The 19,794-nt window shown below is 66.5% G+C and carries 18 protein-coding genes and 1 tRNA gene; 6 read left to right on the forward strand and 13 right to left on the reverse strand.

Annotated features, from left to right (window positions below; all coding sequences use genetic code 11):
- Positions 1 to 659: 659 nt before the first annotated feature.
- Entirely contained in the window at positions 660 to 917 is a 258-nt protein-coding gene (rpmA, locus tag E4634_RS08640) for a 50S ribosomal protein L27 (protein WP_135442871.1), read from the reverse strand.
- Positions 918 to 933: 16 nt separating this feature from the next.
- Positions 934 to 1,242 carry a 50S ribosomal protein L21 gene (gene rplU / locus E4634_RS08645; RefSeq protein WP_135442873.1) on the reverse strand — a complete coding sequence of 103 codons (309 nt, stop codon included), beginning with the start codon at positions 1,240 to 1,242 and terminating at the stop codon, positions 934 to 936.
- Between the two features lie 288 nt (positions 1,243 to 1,530).
- Between rplU and E4634_RS08650 the strand changes: the two genes are divergently transcribed.
- Positions 1,531 to 2,493 (forward strand): polyprenyl synthetase family protein, encoded by a 963-nt coding sequence (locus E4634_RS08650; RefSeq protein ID WP_135443253.1) that lies wholly within the window; start codon positions 1,531 to 1,533, stop codon positions 2,491 to 2,493.
- Positions 2,494 to 2,575: 82 nt separating this feature from the next.
- Positions 2,576 to 4,228 carry a glucose-6-phosphate isomerase gene (pgi, locus tag E4634_RS08655; protein WP_135442875.1) on the forward strand — a complete coding sequence of 551 codons (1,653 nt, stop codon included), beginning with the start codon at positions 2,576 to 2,578 and terminating at the stop codon, positions 4,226 to 4,228.
- A 38-nt stretch (positions 4,229 to 4,266) separates the two neighbouring features.
- Here pgi and E4634_RS08660 read toward each other — a convergent pair whose 3' ends face one another.
- The 4 genes from E4634_RS08660 to E4634_RS08675 form a co-directional block, all read right to left on the reverse strand.
- Positions 4,267 to 5,409 (reverse strand): tetratricopeptide repeat protein, encoded by a 1,143-nt coding sequence (locus tag E4634_RS08660; RefSeq protein WP_167854827.1) that lies wholly within the window; start codon positions 5,407 to 5,409, stop codon positions 4,267 to 4,269.
- 163 nt (positions 5,410 to 5,572) lie between these two features.
- Positions 5,573 to 6,919, reverse strand: coding sequence for a phosphohexomutase domain-containing protein (locus E4634_RS08665; protein WP_135442878.1), 1,347 nt, complete (start codon positions 6,917 to 6,919; stop codon positions 5,573 to 5,575).
- A 12-nt stretch (positions 6,920 to 6,931) separates the two neighbouring features.
- Positions 6,932 to 7,759, reverse strand: a complete 828-nt coding sequence (gene galU, locus E4634_RS08670; protein ID WP_135442880.1) for a UTP--glucose-1-phosphate uridylyltransferase GalU — start codon at positions 7,757 to 7,759, stop codon at positions 6,932 to 6,934.
- Positions 7,760 to 7,791: 32 nt separating this feature from the next.
- Complete coding sequence (locus E4634_RS08675; protein WP_135442882.1) at positions 7,792 to 9,201, reverse strand: mannose-1-phosphate guanylyltransferase/mannose-6-phosphate isomerase; 1,410 nt, start codon at positions 9,199 to 9,201, stop codon at positions 7,792 to 7,794.
- A 217-nt stretch (positions 9,202 to 9,418) separates the two neighbouring features.
- Here E4634_RS08675 and fabA point away from each other — a divergent pair, with 217 nt between their 5' ends.
- The gene (gene fabA / locus E4634_RS08680) at positions 9,419 to 9,916 is read left to right on the forward strand and encodes a 3-hydroxyacyl-[acyl-carrier-protein] dehydratase FabA (RefSeq protein WP_135442884.1); all 498 of its coding nucleotides are present in this window, start codon (positions 9,419 to 9,421) and stop codon (positions 9,914 to 9,916) included.
- Between the two features lie 22 nt (positions 9,917 to 9,938).
- On the forward strand, positions 9,939 to 11,162 hold the full coding sequence (gene fabB, locus E4634_RS08685; RefSeq protein WP_135442886.1) for a beta-ketoacyl-ACP synthase I: 1,224 nt from the start codon (positions 9,939 to 9,941) through the stop codon (positions 11,160 to 11,162).
- Between the two features lie 37 nt (positions 11,163 to 11,199).
- Here the strand turns inward: fabB and E4634_RS08690 are convergent, their stop codons facing one another.
- The 5 genes from E4634_RS08690 to E4634_RS08710 all read right to left on the reverse strand — a co-directional run bounded on the left by E4634_RS08690 (position 11,200) and on the right by E4634_RS08710 (position 15,816).
- Positions 11,200 to 12,402 (reverse strand): molybdopterin molybdotransferase MoeA, encoded by a 1,203-nt coding sequence (locus E4634_RS08690; RefSeq protein WP_135442888.1) that lies wholly within the window; start codon positions 12,400 to 12,402, stop codon positions 11,200 to 11,202.
- Positions 12,399 to 12,929 (reverse strand): molybdenum cofactor biosynthesis protein B, encoded by a 531-nt coding sequence (moaB, locus tag E4634_RS08695; RefSeq protein ID WP_135442890.1) that lies wholly within the window; start codon positions 12,927 to 12,929, stop codon positions 12,399 to 12,401. The genes E4634_RS08690 and moaB overlap by 4 nt, the downstream gene beginning before the upstream one ends.
- 10 nt (positions 12,930 to 12,939) lie before the next feature.
- A complete protein-coding gene (locus tag E4634_RS08700; RefSeq protein ID WP_135442892.1) occupies positions 12,940 to 13,815 on the reverse strand; it encodes an SDR family oxidoreductase in 876 nt (291 codons plus the stop codon).
- A gap of 128 nt (positions 13,816 to 13,943) precedes the next feature.
- Positions 13,944 to 14,462, reverse strand: coding sequence for a single-stranded DNA-binding protein (gene ssb, locus E4634_RS08705; protein WP_135442894.1), 519 nt, complete (start codon positions 14,460 to 14,462; stop codon positions 13,944 to 13,946).
- Between the two features lie 145 nt (positions 14,463 to 14,607).
- Entirely contained in the window at positions 14,608 to 15,816 is a 1,209-nt protein-coding gene (locus tag E4634_RS08710) for an MFS transporter (RefSeq protein WP_240725127.1), read from the reverse strand.
- Between the two features lie 170 nt (positions 15,817 to 15,986).
- Between E4634_RS08710 and uvrA the strand changes: the two genes are divergently transcribed.
- Positions 15,987 to 18,839, forward strand: a complete 2,853-nt coding sequence (gene uvrA, locus E4634_RS08715; protein ID WP_135442896.1) for an excinuclease ABC subunit UvrA — start codon at positions 15,987 to 15,989, stop codon at positions 18,837 to 18,839.
- A gap of 74 nt (positions 18,840 to 18,913) precedes the next feature.
- Positions 18,914 to 18,989, forward strand: a tRNA-Thr gene (locus tag E4634_RS08720).
- Positions 18,990 to 19,013: 24 nt separating this feature from the next.
- Here the strand turns inward: E4634_RS08720 and E4634_RS08725 are convergent.
- Positions 19,014 to 19,343, reverse strand: coding sequence for a hypothetical protein (locus E4634_RS08725; RefSeq protein ID WP_135442898.1), 330 nt, complete (start codon positions 19,341 to 19,343; stop codon positions 19,014 to 19,016).
- A gap of 22 nt (positions 19,344 to 19,365) precedes the next feature.
- Positions 19,366 to 19,794, reverse strand: a complete 429-nt coding sequence (locus E4634_RS08730; RefSeq protein ID WP_135442900.1) for a type IV pilin protein — start codon at positions 19,792 to 19,794, stop codon at positions 19,366 to 19,368.

Consider the following 19,794-nt stretch of genomic DNA (forward strand, 5'->3'; position numbering starts at 1 on the left):
TTCGTGGTGCCTGGCCTGCTGCCGTGGCGCTGGCTACCGTGGTGCCTGACCTCTGTCGTGTGGCCCGCTACCGGTGCTGATTGCCGAGCGCGGACTGCCGTGCACTGGCTGCCATGTGCCGGCTGCCGTACGGCTGGCTGCCGTGGCGCGGCCGAGCCAGAACGCCTCCCGGAACACGCAAAAGCGCCGTCCATGGCAGCTCGGCCTCGGCCATCCATGGCCTCGGACGGTTCCGGAAGGCGTTCTGGCCCGTCCACACCTCGAGTTCGTTTCTGGCTGCATGTTTGGCGGAGCCATGCATGCTTTTCCGGTGTACTCGCTGAAAAATCGGCTACGAAGTACCTGGCGGAAATTCCGGTCCAGCCCAGCGCTGTTGAGTCACGCTGCCCCGCGTTCCTGCAGCCTCGCCCGATGTTGCTGGGGAGGGCGGCCAGGTGCTTCGGGAGCGTCCGAGGCCATGGATGGCCGAGGCCGAGCTGCCATGGATGGCGCTTTTGCGGCTCCCGGAGCACCTGGCATCACGACCTCCCTACGCCCCACGGCCCAGCGACCAGCGACCAGCGACCAGCGACCAGCGACCAGCGAAGGCCTAAAACAGTATATAAAAAAAAGCCCCGTCAACTGACGAGGCCTTTTACTACGAGTCGCTTACAGTGCGATCAGGCGCTCACCACCTGAACGTACTTGCGGCTGTTCGGGCCCTTGACCACGAACTCCACCTTGCCGTCGGCCGTGGCGAACAGGGTGTGATCCTTGCCCATGCCCACGTTGTCGCCGGCGTGGAACTTGGTGCCGCGCTGGCGAACCAGGATGTTGCCCGCGGTGACGGCCTGGCCGCCGAAGCGCTTCACGCCGAGGCGTTTGCTCTCGGAATCGCGCCCGTTGCGAGTACTACCGCCTGCTTTCTTGTGTGCCATTGCTCAATCCCTCCAGTTACGCCGAGATGCCAGTGATCTTGACTTCGGTGTACCACTGGCGGTGGCCAGTTTCCTTCCGATAGTGCTTGCGGCGGTTGAATTTGACGATTTTCACCTTCTTGTGGCGGCCGTGGGCGACCACTTCGGCGGTGACCTTGCCACCGTCGACAACCGGGGTGCCGATCTTGACGGTCTCGCCGCCGATCATCAGCACGCGGTCGAACTCGATTGAGTCGCCGGTTGCGGCTTCGATCTTTTCCAGCTTGAGGGTCTCGCCCTCTACCACGCGGTGCTGCTTGCCACCGCTCTCGATCACTGCGTACATGCGCTTCTCCGTTCAATTAGCCTGCTCGCGTCTCTTCGATAACCCTCGCAGGGCGAGGGGGCAGAGCCAGGCATAAACAGTTAAAACAGGACCCCGGCGTCTCACACAGGAGACAGCCGTGGTCAGAGGGCGGCGATTCTACCCAAATCGGGCGCCAGCAGCAAGGGATAATTAGTGCCGGAAAACAAGAGCTTGCGCAGCCCGCAGTGGCGCGGCCGCGACCTTGACAGCCCGGGGGCGCGGCCCTAGCATGCCCGGGCACCCTGGCTGGCATACCCAATGCATCTGATGCAAGAGATTCGCTCCCCCGTCGCGGCCGAGTTCGCGCAGGTCAACCAGTTAATCATCGAACAACTGCAATCGGACGTCGACACGGTCGAGAACATCGGCCACTACATTGTCGATGCCGGCGGCAAGCGGTTGCGCCCCCTGCTGGTGCTGCTCGCGGGCGCCGCCCTGGGGCGCTGCGCGGCAGACCACGTCAAGTTCGCGGCCATCATCGAGTTCATCCACACCGCCACCTTGTTGCATGACGACGTGGTCGACATCTCCAGCCTGCGCCGCGGGCGCCCCACCGCCAATGCCGAGTTCGGTAACGCCTCCTCGGTACTGGTGGGCGACTTCCTTTATACCCGCGCCTTCCAGATGATGGTGCAGCTGCAGAACATGGGCATCCTCGCCCACATGGCGGACACCACCAACACCATCGCCGCCGGCGAGGTGCTGCAGCTGGAGCGTGCCGGCAACCCGGGCACCGATGAGGGCCAGTACCTCGAAGTGATCACGCGCAAGACCGCGGTGCTGTTCGGCGCTGCCGGGTTTGGCGCGGCGGTGCTCAGCGGCGCCGATACGGCGCAGTGCGCGGCACTGCGCGACTTCGGGGTGAATCTGGGTATCGCGTTCCAGATGATCGACGACCTCCTGGACTACGCCGGCGACCCGGCCACCATGGGCAAGAATGTCGGCGACGACCTCGGCGAGGGCAAGGTCACACTGCCGCTGATCTACACCATGGCCAACGCCGGCACGGAGCAGCGCGAACTGGTGCGCGAGGCGATCCTGGCGCGCAGCAGCGAGAACATCGACGCGGTGCTGGCGGCGGTGCGCGATTGCGGTGCCCTGGCCTTCACCCGCGAGCGCGCGCAGCACTTCCACGACCTCGCCGTGGCCAGCCTGGCAACCCTCCCCGACAGCCCAGCCCTGGCATCCCTGCGCGCCATCACCGCACTTTCCATCAATCGCGACCAGTAGGCCCGACTTCGATTGCACCGGCACCGGGCACTTCATATACTCGAAAGGCCCCCCGCTGCAGTAAAAATCGAGGAACATCACCATGGCCTCCGAGTTGCGACTCGACCAGCTCCCAAGTTACGCCAAGCTGCGTGAACTCGCGGACAAGCTGCGCAAGATCGCCATCATCGAATTCCTCACCGTGGACGCCGCCCGCGCCTGCGACTTCACCTGCAGCGCCGCCGGCCTGCAACTGGACTACAGCAAGCAGCTGATCGACCGCAACACCCGCGAGACCCTGTGGCAGCTGGCCGCCGAGGCGGAGCTGCCGGCGCGCATCCAGGACCTGCTGAACGGCGCCGAGGTCAACAACACCGAGCGGCGCCCGGCCCTGCACACCCTGCTGCGCGCCGGTGGCAACGGCGCCCTCGCCGACAAGTACCGCGAGGTGGTGGCGACCCGCGAGGCCATGCGCGTCAGCGCCGAGAAGCTGATCAGCGGCCAGCACCGCGGCTTCACCGACGCCGCGATCACCGACGTGGTCAATATCGGCATCGGCGGCTCGGACCTCGGCCCGCGGCTGGTCACCGAGGCCCTGCGCCCCTACCAGAACAGCATCGCCTGCCACTATGTCGCCAATGTCGACCCCGCCGACCTGCAGGACACACTGCTCGACCTGGTGCCCGAGACCACCCTGTTCATCGTCTGCTCGAAGTCCTTCCGCACCGAGGAGACCCTGACCAACAGCCTGGTGGCGCGCGACTGGATGCGCGCCGCGGGCGCCTCGGATTCCGACCTGCGCCGCCATTTCCTGGCCATCACCACCAACCTCGAGGCGGCCACCGAGTTCGGCATCCCGCGCGAGAACTGCCTGCCGATGTGGGACTGGGTCGGGGGGCGCTACTCGGTGTGGTCGGCCATCGGCCTGTCCTGCGCCATCGCCGTGGGCTGGGACAACTTCCAGCAGTTCCTGGCCGGCGCCGGCGCCATGGACCGCCACCTCGCCGAGGCACCCATCGCCTCCAATATGCCGATCATGCTCAGCCTGCTCGAGGTGTGGAACCGCAACCTGCTCGGCGCCGGCAACCACGCGGTGCTGCCCTACGACCAGAGCCTGGTGCGCCTGCCGGATTTCCTGCAGCAGCTGACCATGGAGAGCAACGGCAAGCGCGTGGCCCTGGACGGCGGCGCCCTCGACTACCCCACCGGCCCGGTGCTGTGGGGCTCGGCAGGCACCATGGGCCAGCACTCCTTCCACCAGCTGCTGCACCAGGGCACCGAGCTGTGCCCGGCGGATTTCGTGCTGCCGCTGACCACCCACACCGGCATGCACAAGCAGCACCGCCGGCTGGTGGCCAACTGCCTGGCCCAGAGCCGCGCCCTGCTGCTCGGGCGCACCGAGGCCATGGCCAAGCGCTCGCTGCTCTCGCGCGGCTACGACGAGGAGCGCGCGACCGCCCTCGCCCCGCACCTGGCCATGCCCGGCAACCGGCCGCACAACGTCATCAGCATGCAGTCGCTGACCCCGGCCACCCTCGGCGCGCTGCTGGCGCTGTATGAGCACCGCACCTACTGCAGTTCCGTGTTGTGGGGGGTAAATGCCTTCGACCAGTGGGGTGTGGAACTGGGCAAGGAGATCGGTGCGCAGATTCTCACCCTGCTGGAGGACGCCTCGCGGCCCAGTTCCATGGACCCGGCCACCAACCGGCTCATCTCAGAGTGGCGCCGCGCGCAGGCGCCGGAAGCGAGCGAGTAACGCAAGCCGCCGGCACGCAATCGGTAACTTACCCGGTATCAGTGCCCGGTCAGGGCCGCGAGTTTGGCCTCGTACAGGCCGCGGTCGTCGCTTTCATACGCCTGCTCCACCGCCTCCCGGAATGCATCCTTCGCCCTCCCGCGGTCACCGGATAAGTAGTAGGCCTTGCCCAGGCCGGCGTGGATCTCCGGCAGGTAGGGCGCCAGGCGCGCCGCCCGGCGGTAATAGCGAATCGCCTCATCGTAGTCACCTGCGGCATAGGCCTCACTGGCCAGGCGGTACCAGTGATAGGGGCTGGGGTCGTCCATGTCCGCCAGGCGCGCCTCGATAACCGCCGCCTCCGCGTGGCGCTCCTGCGCCAGCAACAGCAACTGGTAGTTCTTCAGCAAGGTGAGTTTGTCCCCGGCCCGGGCGATGCCGTCCAGATAGACCTGCTCGGCGAGGTCGTCGAGGCCTGCACGGCGGTAGACCACCGCAAGGCTGTTGATCGCACCGGCGTCATCCGGCGCCAGGTCCAGCGCCGCCACCGAATTCCAGTACGCCCCGTGCAGGTCATTCATGGCCAACTCCTCGGCGGCGATGTTGTGGTAGTAGCGCGCGAGGAAGCCCTCGAGACTGAGGTTGGGCAGGAAGTGGGAGCGGTGGGTGGGAATGTAGTCCACCACCAGGCCCGGGCGGGTGAAGATATAGGGGTACTTGGCCTCCTCCCAGTCCGGGTCGTAGAGCAGGGTGCGTACGTGCACGCCCTTCTCGACCACCGAACCCTGGAACTCGAACACCGGGTCGTCTTCCATCAGTTGATAGTCGACCTCGACCCCGGCGCGCTGGGCCAGGGCGGTGGTGAGTATGGCCAACGACAGGCAGTTGCCGCTATTGCGCGCCATGGCCTGCGACGCGGTAAAGGTGTCGCCGCGGAAGGTGAAGCCGCGCGTGCGCGACTCGAGGTACATGACCAGCCGGCGGTGGCCGGGCACGTTTGCGCGCGAGGGGTGGTTGAACCAGGCGTCGAAGTCCGCCCGTTGCTCAGGCGTAAGGGCCAGCACGTCCCCGGTGCTGGCGATGTCCGGTCGCGGCAGGAAATCGGCATCGCTGCGCAGTTGCAACAGCGGGGACTGCGCGCTGGCCAGTGGCTGTTCACTGGTGCCGGCACAACCGGCCAGGGCAAGCAGCGCGGCTAACACACAGGGCTGCGCTGCCAATACAAAGCGCTGCGCTGTTAAAACAGTACGCTGCGCCGCTCGGACAAAGCGCTGCACCGCAAGAACAAAGGAAAGGGGCTTCAACTTATTGGGCAGGACACGTCGCATAACCGTCCTCCTGCTGTGGTTATGCCCCTACGATAAGCTATTCCTCGATCAACGCAAGCAAATCCGCGGTTTTCGCCTCCATCAGTGCGACGTCGCCGCGGGACTCCACGTTGAGGCGCACCACCGGTTCGGTGTTGGACATGCGCAGGTTGAAGCGCCAGGGGCCGCAGTCGATGCTCACGCCGTCGGTGTGGTCGACCTCGCCCTGATCGGCGTAGGCGGCCTCCACCTTGGCCAGCACCGCCGCCGCGTCGTCGACGCTGCGGTTGATCTCCCCGGAACAGGGATAGGCAGCCATGCGCTCGGAAACCAGGGTGGACAGCGCCTTGCCGGACTCCGACAACAGGCCGGTAACCAGCAGCCAGGGGATCATGCCACTGTCGCAGTAGGCGAAATCGCGGAAGTAGTGGTGGGCGCTCATCTCGCCGCCGTAGGCCGCATTCTCCTTGCGCATGCGCTCCTTGATGAAGGCGTGGCCGCACTTGGTCAGCACCGGCACGCCGCCGCCCGCCTCGACCACGTCCACCGTGTTCCAGGTCAGGCGCGGGTCGTGCACGATACGCGCGCCCGGCTCCAGCTTGAGGAACGCCTCGGCCAGCAGGCCGACCACGTAGTAGCCCTCGATAAAACCGCCGTTCTCATCGAAGAAGAAGCAGCGGTCGAAGTCGCCGTCCCAGGCGATACCGAGGTCGGCGCCGTTCTCACGCACCGCCTTGATCGAGGCCTCGCGGTTCTCCGGCAGCAGCGGGTTGGGCACACCGTTGGGGAAGTTGCCGTCCGGCTCGTGGTGCAGCTTGATGAACTCGAAGGGCAGGTGCGGCTCGAGCAGGTCGACCACGCGGCCCGCGCCGCCGTTACCGGCGTCGACTACCACCTTCAGCGGCTTCAGTGCCGACACGTCGATGTAGGACAGCAGGTGCTTCACGTAGGCTTCGGCGGTATCCAGCTTGTGCAGGGTGCCCGGCTGCGCGGCAGCGGTGAACTCGTCGCGCTCGGCCAGCGCGCGAATCTCCTGCAGGCCGGTATCGGCGGAGATCGGCCGCGAGCCCTCGCGCACGAACTTCATGCCGTTGTAGTCCTTGGGGTTGTGGCTCGCGGTGACCGCGATACCGCCGCCCATCTCGGCGTGGAAGGTGGCGAAGTAGATTTCCTCGGTGCCGCACAGGCCGATGTCGTAGACATCCACGCCCTGCTCCAGCAGGCCCTCGGTCAGCGCCGCCTTGATCGACTCGCTGGACAGGCGGATATCGTTGCCCACGACCACCTTGCCGGGCTTGATCACCTCGGCATAGGCGCGGCCGATACGCCGGGCGATATCCTCGTTGAGTTGGTCCGGCACCCGGCCGCGAACGTCATAGGCCTTGAAACAGGTGATTTCCTTCACGTCGAACCCCGCTTACTTGTCGTAGACGTTTTCGTAGACAAAATTGGTGGCTTCCACGAAGCCGGGCACGCTGCCGCAATCGAAGCGCCGGCCCTTGAACTTGTAGCCCATGACACAGCCGCGCTGGGCCTGGGTCTGCAGGGCGTCGGTGAGCTGGATTTCGCCGTTGGCACCGGGCGGGGTCTCTTCGATGATCTCGAAGATGTCCGGAGTGAGGATGTAGCGGCCGATGATCGCCAGGTTGGAGGGCGCATCTTTCTTGTTCGGCTTTTCCACCATGCCGTCGATACGGTAGATGCCCTCTTTCATGCTCTCGCCGGAGATCACACCGTACTTGTGCACCTCGTCCTCGGGCACTTCCTGGATGGCCACGATGGAGCAGCGGAACTGGTTGTACAGCGCCACCATCTGCGCCAACACGCCGTCGCCCTCGCCGTTCAGGCACAGGTCGTCGGAGAGCAGGACGCCGAAGGGCTCGTTGCCGATCAGCGAGCGGCCAGTGAGGATGGCGTGGCCCAGGCCCTTCATCTCGCGCTGGCGCACCATGGTGAACACGCCCTTGTCGAGCACGTTGCGGATGCTCTCGAGGTAGACCTCCTTACCGGTGCCGGAGATCTGGTGCTCCAGCTCGTAGCTGATGTCGAAGTGGTCGGCGATAGAGCGCTTGCCGCGACCGGTGACGAACGCACAGGTGGTCATCCCCGCCTGTATCGCCTCTTCCACCCCGTACTGCACCAGGGGTTTGTTCACGACGGGCAACATCTCCTTGGGCATGCTCTTGGTGGCGGGCAGGAATCGCGTGCCGTAGCCAGCGACGGGGAATAAACACTTGTTGATCATCAATCTTTCTCCTTGCCTTGAATGACTCTGTTTCAGCTGCCGCGGCCGTAGACGTCGTCGAACCGGACGATGTCGTCCTCCCCGAGATAAGTGCCGGACTGCACTTCGATCAGCTCCAGGGGGATCTTGCCGGGATTGGCCAGCCGGTGACGGTGGCCCAGCGGAATATAGGTGGATTCGTCTTCGCCGAGCATGAACACCTTCTCGTCGCAGGTGACCTCGGCGGTGCCGTGCACCACGATCCAGTGCTCGGCGCGGTGGTGGTGCATCTGCAGGGACAGCGCGGCGCCGGGGTTGACTACGATGCGCTTGACCTGGAAGCGCCCGGCGCTCACCAGCGATTCGTAGGAGCCCCAGGGCCGGTAGACTTTCTGGTGCAGGGAGACCTCGGGGCGATCGCCGGTCTTCAGTGCCTTGACGATGTTCTTGACGTCCTGCACCCGGTCGCGGCTGGCGACCAGCACGGCGTCGGCGGTCTCCACCACCACGATGTCCTCGACACCGGTCGCCGCCACCAGGCGCGAATCACTGTAAAAATAGCTGTCCGAGCAGTTGTCCAGGACCACGTCGCCGCGCACGGCGTTGCCCTGGCCATCGCGCTGGGCGACTTCCCACAGGGCGGACCAGGCGCCGACGTCGCTCCAGCCGCAGTCCAGGGAGACCACGCCGCCGCGGGCGGTGTGCTCCATCACCGCGTAGTCGATGCTGTCCGAAGGGCACCCGGCGAAGGCGCCGGCCTCCGGGCGCACGAAGTCCATGTCGGCGCGCGCCTGCTCCATGGCCGCGCGACAGGCGGCGAGGATACCCGGCGCGTGGGCGCCGAGTTCTTCGAGATACGCGGCTGCGCCGATCAGGAACATGCCGCTGTTCCACAGGTAGTCGCCGCTGGCGAGGTAACCGGTGGCAGTCTCGGCGTCGGGCTTTTCAACGAAGCGCTCGAGCTCGTAGAGGCCCTCGCCCAGCGCATCGCCGCACTTGATATAACCGTAGCCTGTCTCCGGGCTGGAAGGCACCACGCCAAACGTCATAAGACGCCCGCCCTGCGCGGCGGGCAGGGCCTTGCCGACCGCCTCGACGAAAGAGGCCACATCGACAATCACGTGATCCGCCGGGAGCACCAGGAGAATGGCCTCGGGGTCGGCCTGCACCGCGTGCAGCGCCGCCAGGGCCACCGCCGGGGCGGTGTTGCGCCCCTGCGGCTCAAGAATCAGCGCACCGGGATCGATATGCAGCTCGCGCAGTTGCTCGGCGACCATGAACCGGTGCTCTTCGTTACACACCACCACGGGGGCCGTCGCCTGCAGGTTGCGGGTGCGGGCAAGGGTCTCCTGCAACATGGACAACTCGCCGGCCAGGGGCTGGAACTGCTTGGGGTGGGCTTCTCGCGAAACCGGCCAGAGGCGGCTTCCGATGCCACCGGAGAGAAGTACGGGTGTGATCATCCTGATTCCTGAAAAAACGCGGTATTTACAAACCCGGAGGGGGCCGGTGCGAACGCCCCCGGTATATAGCGATAGGAAATATCATCATAGCGGACTGGTCCAGCTGTGGCCAGTTGACGCCATTGGCCCACTCGAGCTTGCCTTGTCGGTCGCAGCAGATAGAATGACCTCGCTCACTGCGGGCTTCAAAGGCCCACCATAGAATGATGGTATGACAATGACGGGACAAAACGCGTACAACAAGGAAGAACTGGTCGCCTGCGGCCACGGCGAGCTGTTCGGCGAGGGCAATGCCCGCCTGCCGATCGACAACATGTTGATGCTCGACCGCATCACCCACATCAGCTCCGAGGGTGGCAACTACGGCAAGGGCGAAATCATCGCCGAGCTCGACATCAACCCGGACCTGTGGTTCTTCGACTGTCACTTCCCCACCGACCCGGTCATGCCGGGCTGCCTGGGACTGGATGCCATGTGGCAGCTGCTGGGCTTCTTCCTGGGCTGGCGTGGCAACCCCGGCCGCGGCCGCGCCCTGGGCTGCGGCGAGGTCAAGTTCACCGGCGAGATCCTGCCGGATTCGAAGCTGGTGACCTACCACATCCACGTCAAGCGCGTCATCGAACGCAAGCTGATCATGGGCATCGCAGACGGTATCGTGTCCGTGGACGGCCGCGAGATCTACCACGCCAGCGACCTGCGGGTCGGCCTGTACTAACCGACGGAGTCATTCTGAGCCTATGAGCAGAAGAGTAGTTGTCACCGGGCTGGGCGTCGTGTCCTGCCTGGGAAATGACGCGCAGAGCGTCGCCGATGCCCTGTACGCCGGCAAATCCGGTATCAGCACGCGCCAGGAACAGATCGACATGGGCATGCGCTCACACGTCGCCGGCGCGCCGGATATCGACATCCCGGCGCTGATCGACCGCAAGGTGCTGCGCTTCATGGGCGACGCCGCGGCCTATGCCTATATCGCCATGCGCGACGCCATCGCCGACGCCGGCCTCGAGGTCGACCAGATCTCCAGCGAACGTATCGGCATCATCGCCGGCTCCGGCGGCGCTTCCTCGGCCAAGCAGACCGAGGCCGCGGACATCCTGCGCGAGCGCGGGCTGCGTAAGGTCGGCCCCTACCGCGTCACCCAGACCATGGGCAGCACGGTCTCCGCCTGCCTCGCCACGCCGTTCAAAATCAAGGGCGTGAACTATTCCATCTCCTCCGCCTGCTCCACCAGCGCGCACTGTATCGGCAACGCCATGGAGCAGATCCAGCTGGGCAAGCAGGACATGGTGTTCGCCGGCGGCGGCGAGGAACTGCACTGGACCCTGTCCTGCCTGTTCGACGCCATGGGCGCGCTGTCCACCAAGTACAACGAGACCCCGGAGAAGGCCTCACGGGCCTACGACGCCGAGCGCGACGGCTTTGTCATCGCCGGCGGCGGCGGCATGCTGGTACTCGAGGAACTGGAACACGCCCTGGCCCGCGGCGCGAAAATCTACGCGGAGCTGGTCGGCTACGGCGCCACCTCCGACGGCTACGACATGGTCGCCCCCTCCGGCGAGGGCGCGGTGCGCTGCATGCGCCAGGCGATGGCCACCGTCGACGGCCCCATCGACTATATCAACGCCCACGGCACTTCCACGCCGGCCGGCGATATCCAGGAACTGAAAGCGGTACGGGAAGTCTTCGCCGACCTCGACTACGCGCCGCCGATCGGCTCCACCAAGTCGCTCTCCGGCCACTCGCTGGGCGCGGCGGGCGTGCAGGAGGCCATCTACAGCCTGCTCATGCAGCAGCGCGGCTTCGTCGCCGCCTCGGCGAACATCGAGACCCTGGACCCGGAAGCCGAAGGCATGCCCATCGTGCGCGAACGCCAGGACAACGTCGACCTGCAGCGGGTCATGTCCAACAGCTTCGGCTTCGGCGGCACCAACGCCTCACTGGTATTCCAGAAGTACAGCTGAGCGCACTGCCTGCGCTGCGCCTCGGGCGCGGCGCAGGTCAGGCCAGCAGGTCCAGCAGCAACACCTCTATCGCGTCGCCCTCGGCGACCGTCACCCCCGGCGGGATTACCGCCAGCGCGTGGGAACGACTCACGGAACTCAGTACACCGGAACTCTGGTTGGCGAAAGGCCTGGCCACCAGCACCCCATCCTCGCTCTCCAGCCACACCCGCTTGTAGTCCTGCCGGCCGCCCGGCTTGCCCACGGCGAATCCTGCGCGCACGGTGAGGGCCGGCAGCGGTTCCTCGCACGCCCCCTGCAGGGCGAGCAGGAAGGGGCGCGCCACGATACAGAAGGTAATGAAGCTGGAGGTCGGGTTGCCGGGCAGGCCGATGAACGGTTTGCCGCACACTTCGCCGAAGGCCAGCGGCTTGCCGGGCTTGATCGCCAGGCGCCACAGGTCCAGGCGGCCCAGGCGCTCGACCTGGGCTTTGACGTGGTCCTCTTCGCCCACCGAGACGCCGCCGGAAGTAATCACGCAATCCGCCGTGGCCGCGGCGCGCTCAAGCGCCGCCGCGGTGACCGCGGGATCGTCGGCGACGATGCCGCCATCGACAAACTGCATGCCCAGCCGGCGCAGCAGGCCGGCGAGGACGTAGCGGTTGGAGTTGTACAGCTGCCCCGGGGCCAACGGCTCGCTGCCGGGTTCGACCAGTTCATCGCCGGTGGACAGCACGGCCACGCGCAGGGCGCGGCGCACGGCCACCTGTGCAATGCCCACCGAGGCGAGCAGGCCGAGGTCCTGCGGACGCAGCATCCGGCCCGCCGACAGCAGGGTCTCGCCGCAGCGGATGTCCTGGCCCGCGGGGCGAATGTTCTCCCCCACCGCAGGGCTAAAGGCCACGTTCACAGAACCATCGCGCTCCTCGCAGTCTTCCTGCATGACCACCGCATCGGCGCCGGGGGGCACCGGCGCGCCGGTAAAGATGCGCGCCGCGGTGCCCGGGGCCAGGGGTTCGCCGCTGGACCCGGCGGCGATGCGCTGGCTGACCGGCAGGGTTCCCGGTGCGTCCGCGGTACGCAGGGCGTAGCCGTCCATCGCGCTGTTGTCTTCGCGCGGCACGTCGAGGTCGGCGACGATATCCTCGACCAGCACGCGGCCCAAGGCTTCCCCAAGCTGGACCTGCTCGAACTCCGCCGGTGGCGAGGCCGCCGCCAGCATTTGCGCCAGGGCGTCGGCCAGCGGTAGCAGTTTGCTCAAGCGCCGCGCGCCCTGACGCTGAGCACGCCGACAAAATTGCAGGGGCGGTGGGAGCTGTCCAGCTGCTCGCGGATGATGCCGCCCCAGGCGGTGCGGCAGGCGCCGGTGGAGCCCGGCATGCAGAACACCACGGTGTTGTTGGCGTAGCCTGCCACGGCGCGTGACTGCACGGTGGACGAGCCGATCTCGGCCAGGGACAGGGCGCGGAACACCTCGCCGAAGCCGTCGATTTCTTTGTCGAACAGGGGGCGCACCGCCTCCGGCGTCGAGTCGCGCCCGGAGAAGCCGGTGCCGCCGGTCACCAGCACCGCGTCTACCGCGGGGTCGGCGATCCAACGCGAGAGCACGGCGCGAATCTGGTACATGTCGTCGATCACGATGACCTTGTCGGCGAGGCTGTGACCCGCCTCGCCCAGGGCCTCGGCCAGGAAATGGCCCGAGCTGTCGTTGTCCTCGGTGCGCGTGTCCGACACGGTGAGTACCGCGATGGCCAGTGCCTGGGGGCTGTCGTCGGTGGCCTTGGCCATGGGGGTCTCCTCAGTTCGAATTCGGGGTCTGGCTCTGGAAGTAGGTTTTCACCTGGTCGGCGATCGAGCGCCGCCAGGGCATCTGCTTGATGGCGAAGGTATTGCGCAACCGGCTGCAATCCAGCGAGCGGTTGAGCGGCGGCGCCGCCTTGTCCAGGGAATCGAGTTCCACCGCGTCCGCGCTGAAGTCGGAAAACTGTGAGGCGGAGGCGAGAATCGCCTCGGCGAATTCATAATAGGTGGCGGTCTCGGAACTGCAGTAGTGGTAGGTGCCCCAGACCTCGGCGCCGGTGCTGAGCTGGTCGAGCACCGCGGAGATCACCCGCGCGCCATCGGTGCAGGCCACCGGGCAGCCGCGCAGGTTGTTGTCCAGCACCAGGCTCTCGCCGCGGATCATCTCGCCGAGCATCTGGGTGACCAGGTTGGCGCCCTCGCTGGCGAACACCGGACCCAGGCGCAGGATCAGGTGGCGCTCGCAGTGCTCGCGCACCACGTCCTCGGCGTCGGCCATCAGGCGGCCGATCTCGCTGTCGTTGTCCGGCGCATCCGCCTCGTTGTACATGCGGTCCAGCTTGCCGGAGAACACCCGCGCGCTGGACACGAACAGCAGCGCGGCCTTGTCCCGCGAGCAGGACTTCGCCACCCAGCGGGCGCGCTTGAGGTCGAGCTCGACGATCTCCTGGCCGCCGTCGGCCACCGCCTCGACGCGGATGTCCACCACCACATCGGCCTGGGCGCGGCGCACCGCTTTCTTGGCGTGGCGCTCGCTTTTCCAGCGCGAGGCGGAGCGCGTCATGCACACGAGCTCGTGCCTGCCGAGCTCTACCAGCAGCTCTGTCAGCGAGCGCCCCAGGGGGCTGTCCGAACCGAGAATGAGTACCCGCACGCGTTCCTGTCCAGGGGCGAAAGATTCAGGAGAAAGTTACCACACTTGCGGCCGTCGGGAGTGCGCAAAAGGGCGTTCCGCGGCCACCGGATCCGGCGCGCCCGCGCGGGGCCGCCGGGGAGCGACAATCAGAACGGGATATCGTCGTCGAAGTCGTTGAAATCCTGCGCCGGGGCGGCCTGTGGTGCCGGGGATGGGGACGGCGAGGCCGAACCGCCGCCGGCCTGCTTGCCGTAGTTGCCGGCGGGGGCGCTCTGGTTGTAGTTGTAATTGTCGCCGCCGCCCTGGCCACCGGGGCGGCTGTCGAGCATCTGCATCTCGTTGACGACGATCTCGGTGGTGTAGCGGTCCTGGCCGTCCTGGCCCTGCCACTTGCGCGTCTGCAGGCTGCCCTCGACAAACACCTTGGAGCCCTTCTTCAGGTATTCGCCGGCGATCTGGCCCAGCTTGTAGGCGCCGCGGTCGCGGAACACCACGCGGTGCCACTCGGTGCGCTCGCGCTGCTCGCCGGTCTGCTTGTCGCGCCAGGTCTCGCTGGTGGCGATGCTCGCGTTGGTCAGCGCCGTGCCATCCGGGAAAAACCGCGTCTCGGGATCATTGCCCAGGTTGCCGATCAGGATGACCTTGTTGACGCCGCGCTGTGCCATGGAGAACCCTCGTGCCGTGTGGAAATTGACGCTGAAACAGATGCGGGACTATAGCAATCCCGCCGGTCAATTGCGACAGCAAAGCCGGGCGCGAGAGCTCGTCACGAGAGCCGGTTACAACAGCCAGGCGCGGACGCCGGCAGGACTACTCGGTGATGACCGCGGCCGAGGGCGCAGGCACCGCGCCGCTGGGCGCGAACAGCAGCCACCAGACCAGTGCCAGCGCCGCGCAGCCGGCGGCGAGGCCGGCGGGGCCGCCCACCCGCAGCATCCAGCCGCCGGCGGCGCCGCCGGCGAAGGCGCCGAGGAACTGGCAGGTGGAGAACAGGCCCAGGGCGGTGCCCTTGCCTTCGGGGGCCACCACCTTGCTGACCAGCGAGGGCAGGGTCGCCTCGAGGAAGTTGAAGCCGGTGAAGAACAGCAGCATGCCGAGGTAGACCACCGGCGCAGCGGGAGCAAAGACCACCGCGGGGATTGCCGCCAGTAGCAGGCCGATCGCCAGCAGGAACATGCCGTGCATGTGGCCGCGCCGCTCAGCGGCGATCATCATCGGCACCATGCACACGATGGACAGGAGCAGCGCCGGCAGGTAGACCATCCAGTGGCTGTCGCGGGGCAGGCCGGCGATATCGCGCAGCGCGCCCGGTACCACCAGGAACAGCGCCATCAGGGTGAAATGCAGCGCGAAGATCGCGAAGTTGAGCCTGCGCAGGCCCGGGTCGGCGAGGGTGCGGCGCACCAGCGGGCTGCGCACACCGACATCGCGGTGGCGGTGCGCCGGCGGCGGCGTGGGTACGCGCCCGAGCACGATGGCGATACCGACCAGCGCCAGCAGCGCATTGAACCAGAACACCCCGTGCAGGCCGGCGACCCCGGCCACCAGCGGGCCGAGCACCAGGGCCAGGGCGAAGGTCACGCCGATGCTCATGCCGAGGATGGCCATCGCCTTGGTGCGCTGCTCGTGGCCGGTGAGGTCCGCCAGCAGCGCCATGACCGTGCTGGCGATGGCGCCGGCCCCCTGGAGGGCACGGCCGAGAATAATCACATAGATGTTGTCGGCCAGCGCCGCGACCACGCTGCCCAGGGCGAACACCAGCAGGCCGCCAATAATGACCGGCTTGCGCCCCAACTGGTCGGACAGCCAGCCCAGCGGAATCTGCAGCAGCGCCTGGCTCAGGCCATAGGCGCCCAGGGCCAGGCCGATAGTCACCGGCCCCGCGCCGGGCACGTCCGCGGCGTACAGCGCCAGCAGCGGCAGCACCATGAAGAGGCCGAGCATGCGAAAGCTGTAGAGCGTCGCCAGGGAGCTGACGGTGCGCCGCTCCTGGGGCGTCATGGGGTTTTCGGTGATCACGGGAGAAACATCGTTGGATTCCGACCCATGATAGCAGTTTCCCGGGCGCCACACACGCGGGCAGGGCCTCCGGCGGACTGCCCGGCGCGCCAGATACACCGCGCTTTGCATGACGCACCGCGCTGTGCCTATACTTTCCTGTTTCGGCTTGCGAGCGGTATTACCCGGCGATGGACACCATTCAAGTGCGCGGCGCGCGCACCCACAACCTCAAGAACATCAACCTCGATATCCCCCGCGACAAGCTGGTCGTGATAACCGGCCTGTCCGGTTCCGGCAAGTCCTCGCTGGCCTTCGACACGCTATACGCGGAGGGCCAGCGGCGCTACGTGGAGTCTCTGTCCACCTATGCCCGGCAGTTCCTGTCGATGATGGAAAAACCGGATATCGACCACATCGAGGGCCTATCGCCGGCGATCTCCATCGAGCAAAAGTCCACCTCGCACAACCCGCGCTCCACCGTGGGCACCATCACCGAGATCTACGACTACCTGCGCCTGCTGTTCGCCCGGGTCGGCGACCCGCGCTGCCCCACCCACGGCCTCAGCCTGCAGGCGCAGACCGTGAGCCAGATGGTGGACACCGTGCTGGCCCTGCCCGAAGGCAGCAAGCTGATGCTGCTGGCACCGGTGGTGCGCGATCGCAAGGGCGAGCACCTGCAGATCCTCGAGGAACTGCGCGCCGGCGGGTTCGTGCGCGCGCGCATCGACGGCCGGGTAACCGAGCTGGACGAGGTGCGCCCGCTGGACAAGAAGCGCAAGCACCGCATCGAGGTGGTGGTCGACCGCTTCAAGGTGCGCGAGGACCTGCGCCTGCGCCTGGCGGAATCCATGGAGACCGCCCTGGAACTCAGCGACGGCCTGGCCACGGTGAGCTACATGGACGGCGACGGCGAGGACATCGTGTTCTCCTCGCGCTTCGCCTGCCCCGAGTGCGGCCACAGCATCGACGAACTGGAGCCTCGGCTGTTCTCCTTCAACAACCCCGCCGGCGCCTGCGGCGGCTGCGACGGCCTCGGCGTGAAGCAGTACTTCGACGCCGAGCGCATCGTGCTGCACCCGGAGGCGAGCCTGGCCGAGGGCGCCATCCGCGGCTGGGACCGGCGCAACGTCTACTACTTCCACATGCTGCGTTCGCTGGCGGAACACTACGGCTTCGACATTGATACGCCCTACCAGAAACTGAAGAAGGCACACCGCGAGGTCATCCTGCACGGCAGCGGCAGCGAGGAAGTGCCCTTTTCCTACATCAACGACCGCGGCGACGTGTTCAAGCGCACCCATCCCTTCGAGGGCATCATCCCGAACATGGAGCGCCGCTACCGCGACACGGACTCCAGCTCGGTGCGCGAGGACCTGGCCAAGTTTCTCTCCACCCAGCCCTGCCCCGAGTGCGGCGGCACCCGGCTGCGCGAGGAAGCGCGCCACGTGTTCGTCGACGAGCGCACCCTGCCCGGCATCACCACCTTGCCGGTCGGCGAGGCCAGCGAATACTTCGAGGCCCTGCAGCTGCCGGGGCGCAAGGGCGAGATCGCGGACAAGATCCTCAAGGAACTGCGCGCCCGCTACCGCTTCCTGGTGGATGTGGGCCTCAACTACCTGACCCTGAACCGCAGCGCCGAGACCCTCTCCGGCGGCGAGGCCCAGCGCATCCGCCTGGCCTCGCAGATCGGCGCCGGTCTGGTGGGCGTGATGTACATCCTCGACGAGCCCTCCATCGGGCTGCACCAGCGCGACAACGAACGCCTACTGGGCACCCTCACCCACCTGCGCGACCTCGGCAACACGGTGCTGGTGGTGGAGCACGACGAGGACGCCATCCGCACCGCCGATCACATCATCGACATCGGCCCCGGGGCCGGCGTGCACGGCGGGCAGATCGTCGCCGAGGGGCCGCTGAAGAAGATCGTCGCCAACCGCGACTCGCTGACCGGCGACTACCTCTCCGGGCGGCGCAAGATCGAGGTACCGGCCAAACGCACCGAGCGCAACCCCAGGCGCCTGCTGCGCCTGCGCGGCGCCAGCGGCAACAACCTGCGCGCGGTGGACCTGGATGTACCGGTGGGCCTGCTCACCTGCGTTACCGGCGTCTCCGGCTCCGGCAAATCGACGCTGATCAACAACACCCTGTTCCCGATCGCCGCGACCGCGCTGAATGGCGCCACCACGCTGACCCCGGCGCCCTACAAGTCGATAGACGGCATGGACCTGATCGACAAGTGCATCGACATCGACCAGAGCCCGATCGGCCGCACCCCGCGCTCCAACCCGGCCACCTACACCGGCATCTTTACGCCGGTGCGCGAACTCTTCGCCGGCACCCAGGAGGCGCGCTCGCGCGGCTACAAGCCCGGCCGTTTCAGCTTCAACGTCAAGGGCGGGCGCTGCGAGGCCTGCCAGGGCGACGGCGTGACCAAGGTGGAGATGCACTTCCTACCGGATATCTACGTGCCCTGCGACGTGTGCAAGGGCAAGCGCTACAACCGCGAGACGCTGGAGATCCGCTACAAGGGCAGGAACATCCACGAGGTGCTGGAGATGACCGTGGAGGACGCGCTGGAATTCTTCGAGCCGGTGCCCGCCATCGCGCGCAAACTGCAGACCCTGATGGACGTGGGCCTGTCCTATATCCGCCTGGGCCAGGCGGCGACCACGCTGTCCGGTGGCGAGGCGCAGCGGGTGAAGTTGTCGCGCGAGCTGTCCAAGCGGGATACCGGCAGCACGCTATACATTCTCGACGAGCCGACCACCGGCCTGCACTTCGAAGACATCAAGCAATTGCTGCAGGTGCTGCACCGCCTGCGCGACCACGGCAATACCGTGGTGATCATCGAGCACAACCTGGATGTGATAAAGACCGCCGACTGGCTGGTCGACCTCGGTCCCGAGGGCGGTTCCGGCGGCGGGCAGATCATCGCCACCGGCACCCCGGAGGATGTCGCCCGGGAGAAGGCCTCGCACACCGGGCGCTTCCTCGCACCCCTGCTGAAAAAGCGCAGGGCGGGCAAACGGGCGGCGGCCTAGGACTGGCCGCGAGACGGGTATTCGGGGCTTGACTCCGGGCCAGCGCCCGATACTATAGCCAGCCTCCGACCATTGCCGGCATAGCTCAGCTGGTAGAGCAACGCATTCGTAATGCGTAGGTCCGGCGTTCGACTCGCCGTGCCGGCACCATTTCCCTTCTCCGGACCCGCCGGATTACTGGGGCAGCGTTTCGTAAATCTTCTGGAAATGCCGATCTGCGAACGCTGCGCCGGGTTCTTCCAGAATACACTCGACCACACTCAGCACAGGTACCGCCTGCCCCAGGGACGGTGTGAACGCCTTGAGCTTCGTGGCCACTTCGCGCGCCTCGCGCAGGGTATCCGCCGGCACCACGACCAGACCCGGACCCGAGGCAGTTATCGCCTGGCACGCATAGCGGTGCAACGGCTTCTCAAGCTTGGCCCGGGCGGCGCCCGCAGTCGACGACAGGCCAACCAGCAGCGCGAGCGAGCCCAATTGAATAACGGCTTTGATATTTTTCACGATTTGATTCTCCTGTCGGCAGTTACCAGCAGTAGTCGTCCCCTGAAGTACCGGTAACCGACTTGGATCCATCGGAGTTCAGGATAAAGTTGCCACAGCGCCCGTCGTCATCCTGCGCACCACCGGGAACCGGTGTCGCCGTCAGGGTGTAACAGGTTCCCAGGGAACCGGTCGGACAGGCGGCCATAGATATCTGGTAGTAGCCTTCCTCCGATCGGAACGGGGTCGGCATACCAATATCGTTGGGGTCGCTGGTATAGGTGGAGCGGTCCAGCATGAACCGCTCCTGCCTGTTGGCCGCGTCCTGCAGCGCCGACTTGGCGTCGGCGCGCTTGCCCTTGCGCAGGGCCTCCTGGTAACTCGGCAGGGCCACGCCCGCCAGGATCCCGATGATGACCACGACGATCATCAGTTCCATCAAGGTAAAGCCTCGATTGAATTGTGCGTTCAC

Source organism: Mangrovimicrobium sediminis, assembly GCF_004745945.1.
Classification (GTDB): Bacteria; Pseudomonadota; Gammaproteobacteria; order Pseudomonadales; family Halieaceae; genus Mangrovimicrobium; species Mangrovimicrobium sediminis.